This is a genomic window from Rhizobium sp. RAF36 (assembly GCF_052114105.1).
Taxonomy (GTDB): domain Bacteria; phylum Pseudomonadota; class Alphaproteobacteria; order Rhizobiales; family Rhizobiaceae; genus Rhizobium.
In genome coordinates this window covers 338,300-354,316 of the sequence record NZ_JBFREC010000005.1, presented here as the reverse complement: position 1 = coordinate 354,316, position 16,017 = coordinate 338,300, and the positions used below count along the sequence as shown (strand labels likewise).

General features: G+C 63.1%; 15 protein-coding genes. 9 read left to right on the top strand and 6 right to left on the bottom strand.

From position 1 onward, the window contains the following. Window positions 1–64 precede the first annotated feature (64 nt). On the top strand, window positions 65–679 hold the full coding sequence (locus AB4Z25_RS19830) for a L,D-transpeptidase (protein ID WP_112540578.1): 615 nt from the start codon (window positions 65–67) through the stop codon (window positions 677–679). Between the two features lie 43 nt (window positions 680–722). On the opposite strand, the gene AB4Z25_RS19825 is transcribed toward AB4Z25_RS19830, so the two are convergent. Then, window positions 723–1,628 (bottom strand): DMT family transporter, encoded by a 906-nt coding sequence (locus AB4Z25_RS19825; protein WP_112540579.1) that lies wholly within the window; start codon window positions 1,626–1,628, stop codon window positions 723–725. A 142-nt stretch (window positions 1,629–1,770) separates the two neighbouring features. Between AB4Z25_RS19825 and AB4Z25_RS19820 the strand changes: the two genes are divergently transcribed. The 5 genes from AB4Z25_RS19820 to AB4Z25_RS19800 all read left to right on the top strand — a co-directional run bounded on the left by AB4Z25_RS19820 (window position 1,771) and on the right by AB4Z25_RS19800 (window position 6,104). Then, a complete protein-coding gene (locus tag AB4Z25_RS19820) occupies window positions 1,771–2,244 on the top strand; it encodes an Lrp/AsnC family transcriptional regulator (protein WP_112517147.1) in 474 nt (157 codons plus the stop codon). A 107-nt stretch (window positions 2,245–2,351) separates the two neighbouring features. Beyond that, entirely contained in the window at window positions 2,352–3,284 is a 933-nt protein-coding gene (locus AB4Z25_RS19815; protein ID WP_112540580.1) for an ABC transporter substrate-binding protein, read from the top strand. 6 nt (window positions 3,285–3,290) lie between these two features. Next, on the top strand, window positions 3,291–4,304 hold the full coding sequence (locus AB4Z25_RS19810; RefSeq protein ID WP_442208838.1) for a FecCD family ABC transporter permease: 1,014 nt from the start codon (window positions 3,291–3,293) through the stop codon (window positions 4,302–4,304). Beyond that, window positions 4,301–5,302 carry a FecCD family ABC transporter permease gene (locus tag AB4Z25_RS19805; protein WP_442208837.1) on the top strand — a complete coding sequence of 334 codons (1,002 nt, stop codon included), beginning with the start codon at window positions 4,301–4,303 and terminating at the stop codon, window positions 5,300–5,302. Before AB4Z25_RS19810 ends, AB4Z25_RS19805 begins: the two co-directional genes overlap by 4 nt. Next, on the top strand, window positions 5,295–6,104 hold the full coding sequence (locus AB4Z25_RS19800) for an ABC transporter ATP-binding protein (RefSeq protein ID WP_112540582.1): 810 nt from the start codon (window positions 5,295–5,297) through the stop codon (window positions 6,102–6,104). Before AB4Z25_RS19805 ends, AB4Z25_RS19800 begins: the two co-directional genes overlap by 8 nt. On the opposite strand, the gene mgtE is transcribed toward AB4Z25_RS19800, so the two are convergent. Both mgtE and AB4Z25_RS19790 read right to left on the bottom strand, forming a co-directional pair. Beyond that, window positions 6,085–7,458: a magnesium transporter gene (gene mgtE / locus AB4Z25_RS19795; protein ID WP_112540583.1), complete on the bottom strand. Its 1,374-nt coding sequence runs from the start codon at window positions 7,456–7,458 to the stop codon at window positions 6,085–6,087. The genes AB4Z25_RS19800 and mgtE overlap by 20 nt on opposite strands. A 294-nt stretch (window positions 7,459–7,752) precedes the next feature. Further along, window positions 7,753–8,766 carry a zinc-binding alcohol dehydrogenase family protein gene (locus AB4Z25_RS19790; protein WP_112540584.1) on the bottom strand — a complete coding sequence of 338 codons (1,014 nt, stop codon included), beginning with the start codon at window positions 8,764–8,766 and terminating at the stop codon, window positions 7,753–7,755. A gap of 103 nt (window positions 8,767–8,869) precedes the next feature. Here AB4Z25_RS19790 and AB4Z25_RS19785 point away from each other — a divergent pair, with 103 nt between their 5' ends. Beyond that, window positions 8,870–9,265, top strand: coding sequence for a winged helix-turn-helix transcriptional regulator (locus tag AB4Z25_RS19785; RefSeq protein ID WP_112540585.1), 396 nt, complete (start codon window positions 8,870–8,872; stop codon window positions 9,263–9,265). Here AB4Z25_RS19785 and AB4Z25_RS19780 read toward each other — a convergent pair. Further along, complete coding sequence (locus tag AB4Z25_RS19780) at window positions 9,233–10,450, bottom strand: MFS transporter (RefSeq protein WP_112540586.1); 1,218 nt, start codon at window positions 10,448–10,450, stop codon at window positions 9,233–9,235. The two genes, AB4Z25_RS19785 and AB4Z25_RS19780, sit on opposite strands and share 33 nt — an antisense overlap. A 305-nt stretch (window positions 10,451–10,755) precedes the next feature. Here AB4Z25_RS19780 and AB4Z25_RS19775 point away from each other — a divergent pair, with 305 nt between their 5' ends. Continuing rightward, on the top strand, window positions 10,756–11,700 hold the full coding sequence (locus tag AB4Z25_RS19775; protein ID WP_112540587.1) for a diacylglycerol/lipid kinase family protein: 945 nt from the start codon (window positions 10,756–10,758) through the stop codon (window positions 11,698–11,700). Window position 11,701: 1 nt separating this feature from the next. On the opposite strand, the gene AB4Z25_RS19770 is transcribed toward AB4Z25_RS19775, so the two are convergent. Then, the gene (locus tag AB4Z25_RS19770; protein ID WP_112540603.1) at window positions 11,702–13,054 is read right to left on the bottom strand and encodes a glutamine synthetase family protein; all 1,353 of its coding nucleotides are present in this window, start codon (window positions 13,052–13,054) and stop codon (window positions 11,702–11,704) included. An 83-nt stretch (window positions 13,055–13,137) separates the two neighbouring features. Between AB4Z25_RS19770 and AB4Z25_RS19765 the strand changes: the two genes are divergently transcribed. Continuing rightward, complete coding sequence (locus AB4Z25_RS19765) at window positions 13,138–14,505, top strand: aspartate aminotransferase family protein (RefSeq protein ID WP_112540588.1); 1,368 nt, start codon at window positions 13,138–13,140, stop codon at window positions 14,503–14,505. Here the strand turns inward: AB4Z25_RS19765 and AB4Z25_RS19760 are convergent. After that, complete coding sequence (locus tag AB4Z25_RS19760; protein ID WP_112540604.1) at window positions 14,502–16,010, bottom strand: glycosyltransferase family 39 protein; 1,509 nt, start codon at window positions 16,008–16,010, stop codon at window positions 14,502–14,504. The two genes, AB4Z25_RS19765 and AB4Z25_RS19760, sit on opposite strands and share 4 nt — an antisense overlap. Window positions 16,011–16,017: the final 7 nt, after the last annotated feature.

Genomic DNA, 16,017 nt, shown 5'->3' with positions numbered 1-16,017 from the left:
AACCGCGTATTAACCATGTTTTCCTTAACTTCAGGGCATCAACCTGATGTTAAGGACCGTCTGAATGCAGATCTCCCGCCGTGGCTTCCTAATGGGCCTCTCCGCTCTTCTGGCGGGATGCGCTTCCAGCGGTCCTGATCATCGCGCCAATTACGCAGCGCTTCCGGCGGAGAAATTTCCGCTTCCGGCCATGCCGCTCGAAAAGCTCGATCCGGACCTGCGCCGTCAGCAGGTCGCTTATGTCTCGGATCAAGCTGCGGGAACGGTTGTCGTCGATACGCCAGCCCGCCGCCTCTATTACATTCTGGGTGATGGGCAGGCGATGCGCTATGGCGTCGGTGTCGGCCGGGAAGGGCTGGCGCTGGCAGGCAACGCCTATGTCGGGCGCAAGGCCGAATGGCCGACCTGGACGCCGACCGAAAACATGCAGCGCCGCGAGGCGCGCTACCGCAAACTCGCCGGCGGCATGCCCGGCGGCCCGAACAATCCACTCGGCGCGCGGGCCATGTATCTCTATCGCGGCGGCAACGACACCCATTTCCGCATTCACGGTACCAACCAGCCGCAATCGATCGGTCTCGCCATGTCGAGCGGCTGCATCCGCATGCTGAACCACGACGTCATCGATCTCTATGATCGCGTCCTGCCCGGCGCCAAGGTCATCGTTATCCAGGCCTGAACGGAAAAGCCCGGCAATGCCGGGCTTTCATTGTTCGATTCGGTCAATGCCGTCTGGCGGCAATCCCGGTCGAGAGCGCCACGCCGATGCCCGTCATGACAGCGGCGGTCACTTCGGCAATGCCGACCGGTTCTCCCAGAAACACGCTTCCGCCGATCGTTGCCAGCACGGGCGTCAGCGCCGTGAAGGCCGCGGCCTGTGTGCCGCCGAGCGTCTTGACCGCCGTGCCATAGGCGAGCATCGCGACGAGGCCTGAAAGCACGCCCTGACTCAGCACCTGCAGGCCGATATCAGCGGTGCTCGCCTTGGCAAGCGAGGTGCCGAAAATCAGAGCAAGCACACCGATGATCAGGAACGACCAGATGGCGATCAGGGCGCTCGCCTGCAGTGCGGTCAGGCCACTGCGGCGGAAGGCATGCGTATAGCTCGCCCAGAGCACGGCGCCAGCTGGAAGCAGGACGAAGCTCGTCCATGGCAGCGAGGCATCCGACAGGCTGCGCAGCAGCAGGATCAGCACACCGCCGACGATGGCGGCAAGGCCGAGCTTGCGGGTCAGGTCGGGCCGTTCGCCGAAGATGACGATGCCGATCAGGGCCGTCGCCAGCGGCATCGAGCCGCCGAGCAGGATGCCGGATGAGGCGGCGGGCGTCGAATGGATCGCCAGCGTCGTCAGCAGAAAGAACGCAGCGCCGGCACCCGCAACCATCAGCGCCAGCAGATGCAGCGGCACGCCCTTCGGCAATAGCCCTGTTTTCAACCATACCGGCGCCAGCGCCAGCGCCGGAATGCCATAGCGGATCAGCCCGATATCGAGCGAGCCGAGCGGGGTGGCGGCACTGTGGCGGGTCGCCAGGAACCACGACGCCCAGATCAGCACGGTGACGGTTCCGCCGATATAGCCGGGAATGAGGGAAGGGGACTTTTCGTTGGTGATGGTGAAGCTGGTCATCGCGCTATCCTCCGCACGCCCGGATCATTTCCGGTTGAGAAAAGGATAGGTCGGAAGGCCGGGGCATGTCCTTGCTATCTATGGCTTCCAGATCGTGGTATCAGCAATGATATGCCAATATGGTCTCTGGAAATGAGAAGATATGCCAAATCTCGATAAATTCGATATCGCTATTCTGAAGTGCCTTCAGGAGGATGCGCGGGCCACCAACGTGGAGATTGCCGAGAAGGTCAACCTCTCGCCGTCTCCCTGCCTTCGCCGCATCCGCAACCTCGAAAAGTCAGGCGTCATCCGCGGTTACCGTGCCGATATCGACCGCAAGGAAGTCGGCCTCGGCCTCACCGTCTTCGTCGAGTTCAAGGTGGCGCACCACACCCGCGAGAATTCCGAGGCGCAGCAGGCGGCGCTCCTTGCCATTCCCGAAATCGTCTCCTGCTTCCTGATATCGGGCACCGCTGATTTCCTGGCCGAGGTCGTGGTCGAGGATCTGGCGGCCTACGAGCGTCTGCTGACCGAGACGCTGCTGACATTGCCGAATGTCAGCGACATCCGCTCGAACTTCGCGATCCGCAGCATGAAGACCCACGGAGCCCTGAAATTGCCTGACGCAAAATAAGGTGATTATTTTTGTAAACTTTACTTGAAGTGCCCGCGTCAATTCTGTAGCGGAAATTTGAGAGCGGGGATCAACGCCCCGCTGCTGTTTTCAGCTGGGAGTTTGACATGAGCCTGTTTCAGAATTCGATTTCTCGCCGCCAGTTCGGCCTTCTCCTTGGCGCTGCCGCCGCAGCCACTGTCGCCGCTCCGGCGCTGGCCGATGACGCCGCACGCACCATCACGCATCTCCTGGGTTCGACCGAAATCACCGGCAAGCCGCAGCGCATCGTCGCGCTCGAATTCTCCTTCGTCCAGTCGCTGGATGCGCTGGGCGTCGTGCCTGTCGGCATCACCGATGACAACCAGCCAAAGCGCATCGAGCAGCTGCTCGGCAAAAAGGTCGAATATAGCTCCGTCGGTACCCGTCTCGAGCCGAACCTCGAGCTCGTCAGCGCGCTCGCGCCAGACCTGATCATTGCCGACCAGCTCCGCCATTCGGCAATCTACGCACAGCTGAGCGCCATTGCGCCGACGATCGTGCTGAACAGCTGGGAGGGCAGTTACCAGACGATCAAGGAAGGCGTGGTGACCATCGCCGATGCGCTCGGCGAAAAGGGCAAGGGTGAAAAGGCGGTTGCCGATCATGATGCGGTGATCGCAGCCCTCGTTGCCAAGATCCCGGCAGGCGAGAAACGCCGCTTTCTGCTCGCCGTCGCCAATGCCGATTCCATGAGCCTCCATACGTCCGCATCCTTCACAGGCTCGGTATTCAAGGCCATGGGCCTGACGCCGGCAATCGACTCGACGGATGCGGTCGAGAGCGGCGCCAGCCTTGAGCGTCTGATCGCCGTCAATCCCGACGTCTTCCTGGTTGCGACTGATGCTGGCGGCACGGTCTTCGATCAGTGGAAGAGCAACAGCGCCTTCACCAACATCTCGGCTGTCAAAAGCGGCAACATCTTCGAGGTCGATCGCAACCAGTTCTCGCGTTTCCGCGGTCTGAAGACCGCCGAGATGATCGCTGGCGAAATCCTCGCCAAAGTCTACAAGGCCGGATAACCGCTGGTGGACGGCAAGGCAGCAGCGATGGCGGGGCAGGGACGGTTGCAGCCGGTCGCGCTCGGCTGCCTGCTGCTGATGGCGCTCGCCGCCGTCATCGTCGCTGCCGTCTCCTTCGGCGTTTCGGAGCTGCCGGTTCGGCGTGCGCTGTCGCTGCTCGTGTCGCCCGATGGCTCCCCCGATAGCGCGCTCGTCTGGGACGTGCGCCTGCCGCGGGCGCTGCTGGCGGTCATGATCGGCGCCAATCTGGCGGTGGCAGGTGTGCTGATCCAGACGCTGACGCGCAATCCGCTCGCCTCGCCGCAAACCTTCGGCATCAATGCCGGAGCCTCGCTCGTCATCGTTCTCTGCCTGATCGCCCTGCCGGAATTGCGCGGTGCCGGAACGGTATGGCCGGCATTCGCGGGTGCCGCGGCAGTCGGCCTCGCCATGTGGGCGCTCTCCGTCTCCGGTGCCATTAATGACATGAAGCTGGCGCTGGCAGGCATCTCCATTCAGCTTGTACTTGCAGCCCTCGTTCAGGCGATCCTGATCGCCAACAATGCCGCGCAGGATATCGTCTACTGGCTCGCCGGATCGATCAATGGCGCGCAATGGGAAAAAGTCTGGATTATCCTGCCCTTCACGCTCATCGGCAGCGGAACCGCACTTCTGGCAGGCCGCCATTTCGGCGTGCTGGCGCTGGATGAAACCACGGGCCTATCGCTCGGGCAGAATGCGCGGCGCGTCGGCGGGCTGGCGGCGGCGTTGATCGTGGTGCTGGCCGGTTCCGCCGTTGCCGTCAGCGGCCCGATCGGCTTCATCGGCCTGCTGGTGCCGCATATCATCCGGCGGCTCGTCGGCGGGGATCAGCTGACGCTGATTGCGCTGAGCGCCATCGCCGGGCCGTTGCTGCTGAATGCGGCCGATCTCCTCGGCCGCGTTGCCGCCTATCCCCGGGAAATGCCTGTCGGCATCGTCACGGCGCTGATCGGCGCGCCGGCCTTCCTGCTTATCCTCTGGCGCCAGAGGGTCAGATGAGCACACTCGCCGGAAAACAGACGCGGGCGCTGACGGTCTGCGTTACCATCGCCGTTCTCATTGCCGTCCTCGCCATTCTCGGCATGACTGTCGGCGCCGTGACCCTGAGCATCGGCCAGGTGCTTGATGGCATCGGCGGCGGCAAAAATGCCTTCATCGTCATGCAATACCGCGCCCCGCGCGTCGCCGTCTCCATCCTCGCCGGGGCGTCCTTCGGTCTGGCGGGTGTCTTCCTGCAGGGCGCGCTGCGCAATCCGCTGGCCTCTCCCGATGTCGTCGGCATCACCAAATGCGCCGGGCTCGGCGCCTTCCTGGCAGGGATGATGGCGCCACCCGCCTGGGCGATCTGGGCGATCCCGGCCGGTGTCGTTTCAGGCGCGATCCTCGGTGCGGCACTGCTGCTGCTGATCGGCCGCACTTTCGGCGGCGGTATCGCGGCGCTGGCCCTGGTGGGCGTGGCGCTCGGCATGCTGGCGCAGGCGCTGATCCAGTATGTGATGGTGATCTTTCCGACCCGTGCGGACCAGTCGATGGTCTGGCTTGCCGGCAGCGTCTACGGCAGTTCGATGACCGACGTGCTGGTGCTCGGCCTCTGGCTGTTCGCCTGCCTGCCGCTCGTCCTCTTCGCCGCTGCACGTCTCGATGCCAGCGGCTTTGGCGATGAGACGCTTGTCAGCCTTGGCATGCCACCGGCCCGGCTGCGGGGCGGCTTGATCGTCGTCTCGGTGCTGCTCTGCGCCGGTGCCGTCGCCAGTGTCGGCAGCATGGGATTTCTCGGCCTGCTGGCGCCGCATGCCGCCCGGCTGCTTGTCGGTCCGCGCGCCCGGCATCTGGTGCCATCGAGCGCGCTGATGGGCGCGCTGGCTCTATCTGCTGCCGATCTGGCCGGCCGTCTCGTGGCGCTGCCGAACGAGATCCCGGCCGGCATCGTCGCGGCGGTGATCGGCGGACCCTATCTGATTTTCCTGCTCATCAAGGAGACCGGCCGTCATGAGTAGTGCTGCCCAATCGCGTCTTGCCGGAGAGAAGCTTACGCTTGGCTATGCCGCGCTGCGAGTGCTGGAGAATGTCGATGTCACCATACCGGATGGAAAGATCACCGCGCTGATCGGCGCCAACGGCAGCGGCAAATCCACGCTCCTGAAAGCGCTCGGCCGGATTATCGCGCCGGAGGCGGGCATCGTCTATCTCGATGGCAGGGAGATTGCGGCGATGCCGGGCAGGGCGATTGCCAAGGCGCTGGCGCTCCTGCCGCAGAGCCCGGTTTCGCCCGACGGTCTGACGGTGCGCCAGCTCTGCCGTTTCGGCCGCCACCCGCACAAAGGCCTGCTGTCGCGCCCCAGCGCGCATGACGAGGAGATCGTCGATCACGCGCTTGCCGCCACCGGTCTAGTCGATCTCGCCTCGCGCCCGCTTGACCGTCTCTCCGGCGGCCAGCGTCAGCGCGCCTGGATCGCCATGGCGCTGGCGCAGGAAACACCGATCCTGCTGCTCGATGAGCCGACCACCTATCTCGATATCGCCCATCAGCTGGAAGTGCTGGAACTGCTCAGGGATCTGAACCGCAATCGCGGCCGCACCGTCGTCATGGTCGTCCATGACCTGAACCACGCGGCGCAATATGCCGATCATATCATCGCCGTTGCCGATGGCGGCATCCACGCGGCCGGAAGCCCCGGCGCCTTGCTGACGCCGGAGCTGATAAAGACCGTGTTTGGAGTGGATGCGGCGGTGGTGCCGCATCCGGTTGACGGCACGCCGCTGTGCCTGCCGATCGCCTCTAGAGAAGCGTCCCGGTGAGGATCAGCAGGGCGACCGAGAAGTAGATCACCAGGCCTGTCACATCGACCAGCGTTGCCACGAACGGGGCCGATGCCGTGGCCGGATCGAGCTTCATGCGCTGCAGGATGAACGGCAGCATCGAGCCCGAGATCGAGCCGAAGGTGACGATGCCGATCAGCGCCGAGAAGACCGTGAACCCGACGAGGATCCAGTGTGGACCATAGTCGTAGAGCCCGGCTGTCTGCCAGAAGAACACGCGGGTCATGCCGACGAGGCCGAGGATGGCGCCAAGCACGATGCCGGTCGGCAGTTCACGCAGCAGCACCCGCCACCAGTCGGAAAGCTTCAACTCGCCAACGGCCAGCGCCCGGATGATCAGGGATGTCGCCTGCGAGCCGGAATTACCCCCCGAGCTCATGATCAGCGGAATGAACAGCGTCAGCACCACGGCCTTCTCAAGCTCGCCTTCGAAATGCTGCATGGCGCTTGCCGTCAGCATTTCACCGAGGAAGAGGGCACAGAGCCAGCCGGCGCGCTTGCGGATCATGCCGCCGAAGCTGATCTTCATATAGGGCTTGCCGAGGGCTTCCATACCACCGAAGCGCTGGGCGCCATCCGTGGTATCGGCGATCATCGTGTCGATCACGTCATCGACGGTGACGATGCCGAGGATCAGACCGTGATCATCGACGACGGGCAGAGCCAGAAGGTCGTGCTTGCGGATCAGACGGGCGACGTCTTCCTGCTTCATCAGCGGATCGGCGGCGACCGGTGTGCCCTTCTGGGCGACGGTCAGGATCGAGGCATCGGGCTCGCCGGTGATGAGGCGGCGCAGCGTCACGACATGCATCAGCGCGCCGGAATTCTCATCCAGCACATAGATGGCATAGACGGTCTCGCGCGACCGCTCGACATGGCGCACATGGGCAAGCGTCTGCTCGACGGTCCAGTTGCCGGGCACGCTGACGAACTCGGTCGTCATGATGCTGCCTGCGGTGCGGGGCGGATAACCCATCAAATGCTGGATGGCGACACGAACAGGCTCTTCGAGGCTGTTGAAGAGCCGGGTGCGGGTATCGGCGTCGAGCTCAAGCAGGACGTCGGCGACACGGTCGTTCGACATGCCGTGCAGCAGGCGTGCGGCATCGGCGCGATCCATGACGCCAAGGATCGAGGCGGCGTGGCGCAGTTCCGGCCGGTCGAGGATGTTGACGGCATATTCCTGCGGCATCTTCGACAAGATGCGGGCTGCCTCGGCAGGGGCGAGCGAATTCAACGACTCGACGCGCTCGGCGATGGTCGCAACTTTATTGTTGGTCATGAAGGCGCGCGCGGCATTGCCGGCCCGCAGGGGGAAGCGATTGATGTTCATTAGCTCGCCTTTCCGTCGATCCGCCGTAGCGTCCGATCGGGCGAGCCCGGAGCTACCAGGTCAGCGCGAAAGGGCCGCGTACGGCAAAGGCAATCGACTGCTACTGTCGCTTGGCATCTTGATGATGGCTCCGTTGATATCCGCGCTCAGCGGTTGCTGTGCGCGTGTGATGTAGGTGGTCCCGAACGCTAAAAAAGTCAACTGGGATATGCGGTTAATGGCAGAATGCCGCACCATCGGGCGCGGCATTCTTCAAGGCATGATTTACGAGGTATTGAGAGGCGCGTTCCCGGCTCAGAATCCGGCCAGGACCACCTTGCCCTTGGTCTTGCCTGTCTCGATCATCGCATGTGCCTTTTTCAGGTTCGCCGCATTGATCGTGCCCACCGTCTCGGTCAGCGTCGTGCGGATTTTCCCGGCATCGACGAGTTCGGCAGTCTTGTTCAGGAGATGATGCTGCTCGATCATATCGGGCGTGCCGAAGATCGGCCGGGTGAACATCAGCTCCCAATGCACCGAATTTGCCTTGCGCTTAAAAGGCATGATGTCGAGCACCTTCGGATCGTCGATCAGCGCAAAACGGCCCTGCGGCGCGATTGCCTCGGCGATCTCGGCGAGATGCTGGTCGGTATTCGTAGTCGAGAAGACGAAACCTGGAGCACCAAGGCCAAGCGCAGCGACCTGCGCGGCGATCGGCTTGGAATGATCGATGACGTGATGGGCGCCTAAATCCTTCACCCACTCCTGCGTCTCCGGCCGTGACGCGGTGGCGATGACAGTCAGATCGGTCAGCGCCCGCAGGATCTGGATGGTGATCGAGCCGACCCCACCGGCGCCGCCGATGACGAGCAGCGAGCGGGCCGCGCCCGGGACCGGATCCTGCACCTTCAACCGGTCAAACAGCGCTTCATAGGCGGTGATCGAGGTCAGCGGCAGGGCGGCGGCGGCGGCAAAGTCCAGTGTCTTCGGCTTGCGGCCGACGATGCGCTCATCGACGAGATGGAATTCGGCATTCGAGCCCGGGCGGGTGATCGAGCCGGCATAGAAGACTTCATCGCCGGGGCGAAACAGCGTCACGTCGGGGCCTACGGCCTTGACCACTCCGGCCGCATCCCAGCCGATCACCTTGAGTTCGCCAGAGGGAGGGGCGGCGTTGGCGCGGATCTTCACGTCAACGGGATTGACGGAGATCGCCTTGATCTCGACCAGCAGGTCATGCCCCTTGGCTTCGGGCACCGGCAGCTCGACATCGACGAGCGAGGTTTCGGCGGCGATGGGCTGGGGCGTCTTGTAGGCGACGGCGCGCATGGGAAACTCCTGTATTCGTTGCACAGAGGCTAAATGCGTCTTATGTTCAATCGACGCAAGAATGCACAAATTCTGTACGTAGTACCTAAAAGGATACCGTCAAATGTCGTTGCCCCGTGCCAAGCTGACGAAGAACTTCCCCGGCTGTCCGGTGGAGGCGACGCTGAGCTTTCTCGATGGCAAGTGGAAGGGCGTGATCCTGTTCCATCTCATGGATGGAACGCTGCGCTTCAATGAGCTGCGCCGCAAGCTGCCCGCCGTTACCCAGCGCATGCTGACGAAGCAGTTGAGGGAACTGGAAGATTGCGGACTGATCTCGCGAAAAGTCTATCCGGTGGTGCCGCCGCGGGTTGAATATGCGATGACGCCGCTCGGTGAAACGCTGAAGCCGGTCATCAAGGCCTTGGCTGCCTGGGGCGACGAACACGTGTTCTGCCGCCCCGATGGCATGGAATTGCGCGAAGCCTCAGGCGCTCCGGCTACGGCGCTCCAGGCGTAGCGACGCGGCGAAGACGAAGATCCCCAGGAACGACAGGAAGGCACCGACATAGCCTGTCGAGGCGTATCCATAGCCGCAGGCGATGACGAGGCCGCCGAGCCAGGCACCGAGAGCATTGGCGATGTTGAAGGCGGAATGGTTGGAGGCGGCGGCCAGCGTCTGCGCATCGGCTGCCACGTCCATCAGGCGCGTCTGCAGGGCAGGGCCTGCCGCGAAGCCGCAACCGGTCAGGAACACGCAGGCTGCGAGCATGACCGGATTGGCCGCGGTCAGCGAGAAGCAGCTGAGCACCACGATGTTGAAGATCAGCGAGCCGCCGATCGTGCCCATCAGCGACTTGTCGGCAAGCCAGGATCCCAGCACGTTGCCGACATTCATGCCGATGCCGAACAGCACCATCATCACGGCCACCATGCTGGCGGGCAGCATCGCAACCTTCATCGTCGTATCGGCGATATAGCTGAACATCGCGAACATGCCGCCATAGCCGACAGCGGCGATGGCGAGCGTCAACAGCACCTGCGGCCGCTTGAAAGCGCCGAGTTCGCGCATGAAGCTCGCGCCTTCGGCAACCTGATCGCGCGGCACGTAGTACCAGATCAGCGCCACCGTCACGACGCCGATGACGCCGACCGTGGTGAAGGCGACGCGCCAGTCCAGCGACTGGCCGAAGAAGGTGGCGAGCGGCGTGCCGAGCAGCGTGGCAATCGTCAGGCCGAGCATGACGCGGCCGACGGCGCGGGCCCGCTTGTGCACCGGCACCATCGAGGCAGCGACGATTGCCGCGACACCGAAATAGGCGCCGTGCGGCAGGCCGGTGATGAAGCGCATCAGCGTGAAGCTCTCGAAGGTCGGTGCCATCGCGCTCAGGATATTGCCGATCGCAAAGACGCCCATCAGCAGAAGCAGCAGCGAGCGCCGCGCCATCTTGGCAGCGAGCACCGCAATCACCGGCGCACCGATGACGACGCCGAGTGCGTAGGCGCTGATCACGTAACCCGCCTGCGGCGTGGTAACGGAGAAGGTGCTCGCCACATTCGGCAGCAGGCCCATGATCGCGAATTCGCCGGTGCCGATGCCGAAGCCGCCGCATGCCAGCGCCAGCTGCACCAGCGCGACTGCCATCGGCGACGGCGCTTCTGCAACGGGTGCATCAATAGAATCGTTTACGGCAATCTGGCTCACGGGAGCTCCTGGGCATGTCTCAAAGGCTTCTCATTCCGGGCGTTCAGCGCGGAAGTCGGCCTGTCTATGGCGGGAAGGGAGGTACGTGCCTCCATTCTGCATTCTATCCCTGATTGCCTCCAGAGCGTCGAGTGCGTTTTTTGCAGTGCAGCGTCCTGCTATGTGCATACGTCCATTGCTATATTAGCATTCCTCACCTGTGTGGCCGTGTTGAGCCCGGCCACCTTGCCGCTTGAAATCATTGAGCTAGCGACCATCTGTAGCTGTGACATCGGTGGGATGTGTCACGGGGAACGGAACGCTGCATGAAGCTTGTCGGTTTTTTCAATAAGGATGGCGGGACGTTCCGGACGACAGATATGGAGGCCTACGAGAAAAAGGCCGAGGCGACGTTCCGCGAAGCCGGCCACGATTTCGAGGCGATCGTCTTTCCCGGCAAGGAAATCGTTCCGGCCATGGAACGGGCTGCCCGCCGCGACGATATCGATGGCATTGTCGCCGGCGGCGGCGACGGCACGATCTCGGCGGCGGCCTCCATCGCCTGGAAGAACGGCGTTGCTCTAGGTGTCGTTCCGGCCGGCACCATGAACCTTTTCGCCCGCTCGCTGAAAGTGCCGCTCGATATCTGGCAGGCGCTCGACGTCCTGGCCTATGGCGAGGTCGACAATGTCGATATCGCCAGCGCCAACGACCGGCCCTTCATCCACCAGTTTTCGGCCGGGCTGCATGCCCGCATGGTGCGCTACCGCAATTCCTACAGTTTCCGCTCCCGGCTTGGAAAAATGCGCGCCAGCACCCGTGCCGCCCTGGGCGTAGTGATGAACCCGCCGGAATTCGAGGTCGAGTTCGAGGCGCTGGGTGTGAGGGAACGGCGCCGTGTCTCGGCGGTGTCGGTCTCCAACAATCCCTTCGGCGAGAATGCGCTGCTTTATGCCGACGATCTGCGCAGCGGCGAACTGGGCTTTTATACCGCCAAACCGCTGAAGCCGCTTGGCGTCGCCAAGCTCGCCTTCGACATGCTGCGCGGCAAGGTTCGCGACAATGCCGACATCATGGTCATGCACCCGGCCGAAGTGAACCTGCATTTCCCGAAGATGCGGGCAAAGGCCAATTGCGTCATGGATGGCGAACTGCTGCCGCTGGCCCGCGATATCCGGCTAAGGCTGCATCCGGGCGAGCTGAAGGTGCTCGTCCGCCAGGGGCTGGCCGCGCAGAAGCACGAGACCGATCGCCGCGAGCCTGCCGCATAATCTAGATGCGTGGCAGGTAGGTGCGGTAGTCGAAATCCGAGACAGTGCGCAGCGAGATCAGCGCTTCCTTGTATTTCGTATCGCCAAAAAGCTTCTGATAGCCCTCTCCGAACACGTCTTTGATGAAAGGCGAGGCTCGGAAGGCTTCGACCGCGGTCAGGAAGTCGTGCGTCAGGCGCTCGGTATTCTCAGGCACGTGCGACGGCGTGGTTTCGACGCCGGGATCGAGCTCCTCGTCGAGGCCGAGCAGCATGCCGCCGAGAATGGCTGCGAGCAGCAGGTAGGGATTGGCGTCGGCACCCGCGACCCGGTGTTCGACACGCGCCGCCGGACCGTTCATATCCGGAATGCGGATCGCCGTGCCGCGATGGCCGTATCCCCAGGTGAGATCGACAGGCGCGAAGGACCCCGGCTGGAAGCGGCGGTAGGAATTGGCAAAGGGCGCAAAGACCAGCTGCGCCTCGCGCATCGTCTTCAGCATGCCCGCCGTGACGGACTTCAGACACTTCGGATCGCCGCCCTTGGCATCCAGGATGTTGCGGCCGTCCTTGTCGATGATGCTGGCATGCACATGCAGGCCGGACCCGGCATGATCGGAATAGGGCTTGGCCATGCAGGTCGATTTCAACCCATGGCGTCTCGCCGCCTGTTCGGCAATGCGCTTCAGGTAGATGCAGTCGTCGGCCGCCGCCAGCGCGTCCGGCCGGTGCAGCAGGTTGATCTCGAATTGCCCGGGGCCAAATTCCGCCGTCGTCGCGTCGGCAGGCAGGTTCTGCGCGCTCGCATAGCTGCGCACGGTCCGCAGATAATCGTCGAGCGCATCGGTGGCACTCATGTCGTAGAGCTGGAACCCGTTCGGCTCGCCGCGATAGGTGAGCTTCTTCGGCGGCGAGGGATAGCCGGTCTCCAGCCAGTCCTGTTCGACCACGTAGAATTCCAGCTCGGTCGCCACGACGGGCGTCAGGCCGCGCTCGTCGTAGCGCTTCAGGATCGAAGCGAGGATGGCGCGCGGATCCATGAAGCTCGGCGTACCGTCGAATTCATGCATCGTCGCCAAGACCTGCATCGATCCCTCCGGCGCCCAGGGCATCGGGGCCAGGCTGCGCTTGTCGGGAATGCAGTTTCCGTCGGGATCGCCGATCGACAGCGACAGGCCGGTAATGTCGTCGTTGTCGTCGCCCCAGATATCAAGCGATTGCGTCGAGGAGGGGAGGCGCACGTCGCCGGTCCAGATTTTCTTCTGCGCCTCGAGCGGAATTCGCTTGCCGCGCAGGTCGCCGTTCATGCCGACAAGCATGATTTCGACCCAGGGCTCGTCAGCCGCAGCTTTGCCGTGCATCTTGTCAGCCGTCATGATCTTGAAAATCCCCTCTGAGCAGGCCAAGGTCGTAACCCATTGGGAAGATCCTTTCAATCTCTGCAGGTGTTTCGCAAATCATGTCCGATACTTACCAGCGCTCAAATCTCGCCGCCCTCGATGCCGCCCATCATCTGCATCCCTTCTCGGATATGAAAAAGCTGAATGCCGGCGGCACGCGCATCATCGAGCGCGGCGAAGGCGTCCATATCTGGGATAGCAGCGGCAAGAAATATCTGGACGGATTTGCCGGTCTCTGGTGCGTCAATGTCGGCTATGGCCGCAAGGAAATCACCGACGCCGCCGCCAGGCAGATGAACGAGCTGCCCTATTACAACACCTTCTTCGGCACCACGAGCACGCCGACGACGCTGCTCGCCGAGAAGGTCACCGCCCATGCCGGGCCGCGCTTCAACCATGTCTTCTTCACCGGCTCCGGCTCCGAGGCCAACGACACCTGGTTCCGCATGGCCCGCGTCTACTGGAGCGCCATCGGCCAGCCATCCAAGAAGATCGTCATCGCCCGCAAGAACGGCTACCACGGCTCGACGGTAGCAGGCGCCAGCCTCGGCGGCATGAAGTACATGCACGAGCAGGGCGACCTGCCGATCCCCGGCATCGTCCATATCGGCCAGCCCTACTGGTACGCCGAGGGTGGTGATCTTACGCCGGCCGAATTCGGCCTCAAGGTGGCGCGCGAGCTGGAAGCGAAGATCGACGAACTCGGCGAGGAGAATGTCGCAGCCTTCGTCGCCGAACCGATCCAGGGAGCCGCCGGCGTCATCGTGCCGCCGGAAACCTACTGGCCGGAGATCGCCCGCATCTGCAAGGCGCGCAACATCCTGCTGGTCACCGACGAAGTGATCTGCGGTTTCGGCCGCCTCGGCGAGTGGTTCGGCCATCAATATTATGGCGTCGAGCCCGATCTTTGCCCGATCGCCAAGGGCCTCTCCTCAGGCTATCTGCCGATCGGCGGCGTACTGGTTTCGGATCGGGTTGCCGATGTGCTGATCAACGATGTCGGCGATTTCAACCACGGCTTCACCTATTCCGGCCACCCGGTCTGCGCCGCCGCCGCGCTCGAAAACCTGCGCATCATCGAAGAGGAAAAGCTGGTCGAGCGCGTCCGCGACGACATCGGCCCCTATTTCGCCAGGGCCTGGAACGCACTGGCCGACCACGACCTCGTCGGCGAAGCAGCCAGCGTTGGCCTCATGGCCGCGCTGCAGCTGACCGCCGACAAGAAGACCCGCACCCGCTTCGAAAAGCCCGACGCCATCGGCTCCCTCGTGCGCAACCACGCACTCGCCAACGGCCTGATCCTCCGCGCCACCGGCGACCGTATGCTCGCCTCTCCGCCTCTGGTGATCAGCCACGCCGAGGTGGACGAGATGGCGAGGATCACAAAGATCGCGCTCGATGCGGCGTGGAAGGAGCTGCGGGGCTAGCCGCTCGGCGAGCCGTCCACCCAGGCATAACCGAAGCGATAGGTGTCGCCATCGGCCGCATAGTGATAGGGCACGTCGACAGAGACAGCCTGGGGGGCAGGCGTGATCTTCTGCGATGTGAGCCATTCCCTGAGGCTCAGCGGGATCACCGGCTGATCCTTGCTTTCGATATTCCATACGAGAAGCATTGGCTGGTTTTCCGCGGCTTCAATCTTCGTGCCGCCTGGCGGGTAGAGCGGCGAGATCACGGGGACATCGGGAAACTGAAGCCGGAGATTGCCGCCCGTCCAGTCCTTGGTGACGACGATCAGTCCTGGCGATCCCTGAGCCTTGAGGATCTCGGCAAGGCCGCGATAGGGGACGTTGCCACGTTCGTAATTGTGAGTGAGACCCGCAGTCACGATCCGCCCGGCCATGGCGATCGGCAGAGCGGCCATCACGAAGACGATGATGGCCATGAGCCGCTGCACGCCCGGCCATGAATCAACGCCGGCGGCCTCGATCTTCATGCACAGATAGAGCGGAGCAACGAAGAGAATCGGAATGAGCCAGCGACCCTTGATGTTGGTGGCGTGGCCGAAGACGATCAGAGCGAGAATGGCGACTGCCGAAAACAAGAGAATGCGTTCGACGAGCGCGATGTCGCGTGACGAGGCAGTAAGGCTGTTAAAAAGGGCTTTGCGGAACGTGACTGCGAAGATCAGCGCTGTGGCCAATACAAATCCGGCAATAGCCTCTGCGAACGAGCCCATCCCGGCCAGCAGCTGCAACGGATAGTTTGCGGCATCATTCTCCGTCAGCTTGCCCAGCGTTCCCTCGGATGCTGCCGTCAGATGATCCTTCAGCCATAGCGCATGCGGCAGCGGTAGAGCGATCGCGATTGCAGCAGTCACCAGCAACCGCCGGTCGAAGATGCGCTTCCGCATGCTGCGGCCGGTCAGCGCTGCCAGAAAAGCGGCAGCCGGCAGGAGCGGGAAATTGTACTTGGACAGCATTCCGATGCCGATTGCGAGGCCGGTCAGCGCATAGGAGGCAAGGCTCGGGCGCTTCAGCGTCAGGACGTACCCGTAGATGAACATGCTGCTTGCGAAGAACAGGGCGACCGAGTGTGTAAGATCGCGTTGCATCTCGAAGGCGACCTGCGGGATCGTCAGCAGACCCAGAGTCGCAGCCACGACAAGCATCCGGTCATGCAGCAACATCCGTGCTGTCAGCGCGAAGAAGACATAGGCACCGAACAGCATCGCGTTCTTGACGATCGCCAGCGTTACCACGGAGACACCGGCGACGGAGAAAACCGCGTATTGGAGCCAATTGTAGAAGGGTGGCTGTTCGCCATAGCCGGCTGCAAGCCACTGCAGGCGGAAGACCTGCTGGGCCTCGTCGATGCCGAGCGTAGCCGGCAACATCAGGCGAACGACGACGTGAACAGCGAAATAGGCGGCGAGCAGAGCAAACAGCCAGGCGGGAACCGTTGTTGTCCTCGCCTGACCTGAAGCGGTCATTGATGGA

Coding starts and splice junctions, on each gene's coding strand:
- AB4Z25_RS19790 (WP_112540584.1), bottom strand. CDS start 8,766: ATGCGCGCCGTCGCCTACAAGACGCCCCAGCCCATCGCCGCCGAAACC.
- AB4Z25_RS19760 (WP_112540604.1), bottom strand. CDS start 16,010: ATGACCGCTTCAGGTCAGGCGAGGACAACAACGGTTCCCGCCTGGCTG.
- AB4Z25_RS19805 (WP_442208837.1), top strand. CDS start 4,301: ATGAGCACACTCGCCGGAAAACAGACGCGGGCGCTGACGGTCTGCGTT.
- AB4Z25_RS19770 (WP_112540603.1), bottom strand. CDS start 13,054: ATGACGGCTGACAAGATGCACGGCAAAGCTGCGGCTGACGAGCCCTGG.
- AB4Z25_RS19830 (WP_112540578.1), top strand. CDS start 65: ATGCAGATCTCCCGCCGTGGCTTCCTAATGGGCCTCTCCGCTCTTCTG.
- AB4Z25_RS19815 (WP_112540580.1), top strand. CDS start 2,352: ATGAGCCTGTTTCAGAATTCGATTTCTCGCCGCCAGTTCGGCCTTCTC.
- AB4Z25_RS19825 (WP_112540579.1), bottom strand. CDS start 1,628: ATGACCAGCTTCACCATCACCAACGAAAAGTCCCCTTCCCTCATTCCC.
- AB4Z25_RS19765 (WP_112540588.1), top strand. CDS start 13,138: ATGTCCGATACTTACCAGCGCTCAAATCTCGCCGCCCTCGATGCCGCC.
- AB4Z25_RS19775 (WP_112540587.1), top strand. CDS start 10,756: ATGAAGCTTGTCGGTTTTTTCAATAAGGATGGCGGGACGTTCCGGACG.
- AB4Z25_RS19820 (WP_112517147.1), top strand. CDS start 1,771: ATGCCAAATCTCGATAAATTCGATATCGCTATTCTGAAGTGCCTTCAG.
- AB4Z25_RS19800 (WP_112540582.1), top strand. CDS start 5,295: ATGAGTAGTGCTGCCCAATCGCGTCTTGCCGGAGAGAAGCTTACGCTT.
- AB4Z25_RS19785 (WP_112540585.1), top strand. CDS start 8,870: ATGTCGTTGCCCCGTGCCAAGCTGACGAAGAACTTCCCCGGCTGTCCG.
- mgtE (WP_112540583.1), bottom strand. CDS start 7,458: ATGAACATCAATCGCTTCCCCCTGCGGGCCGGCAATGCCGCGCGCGCC.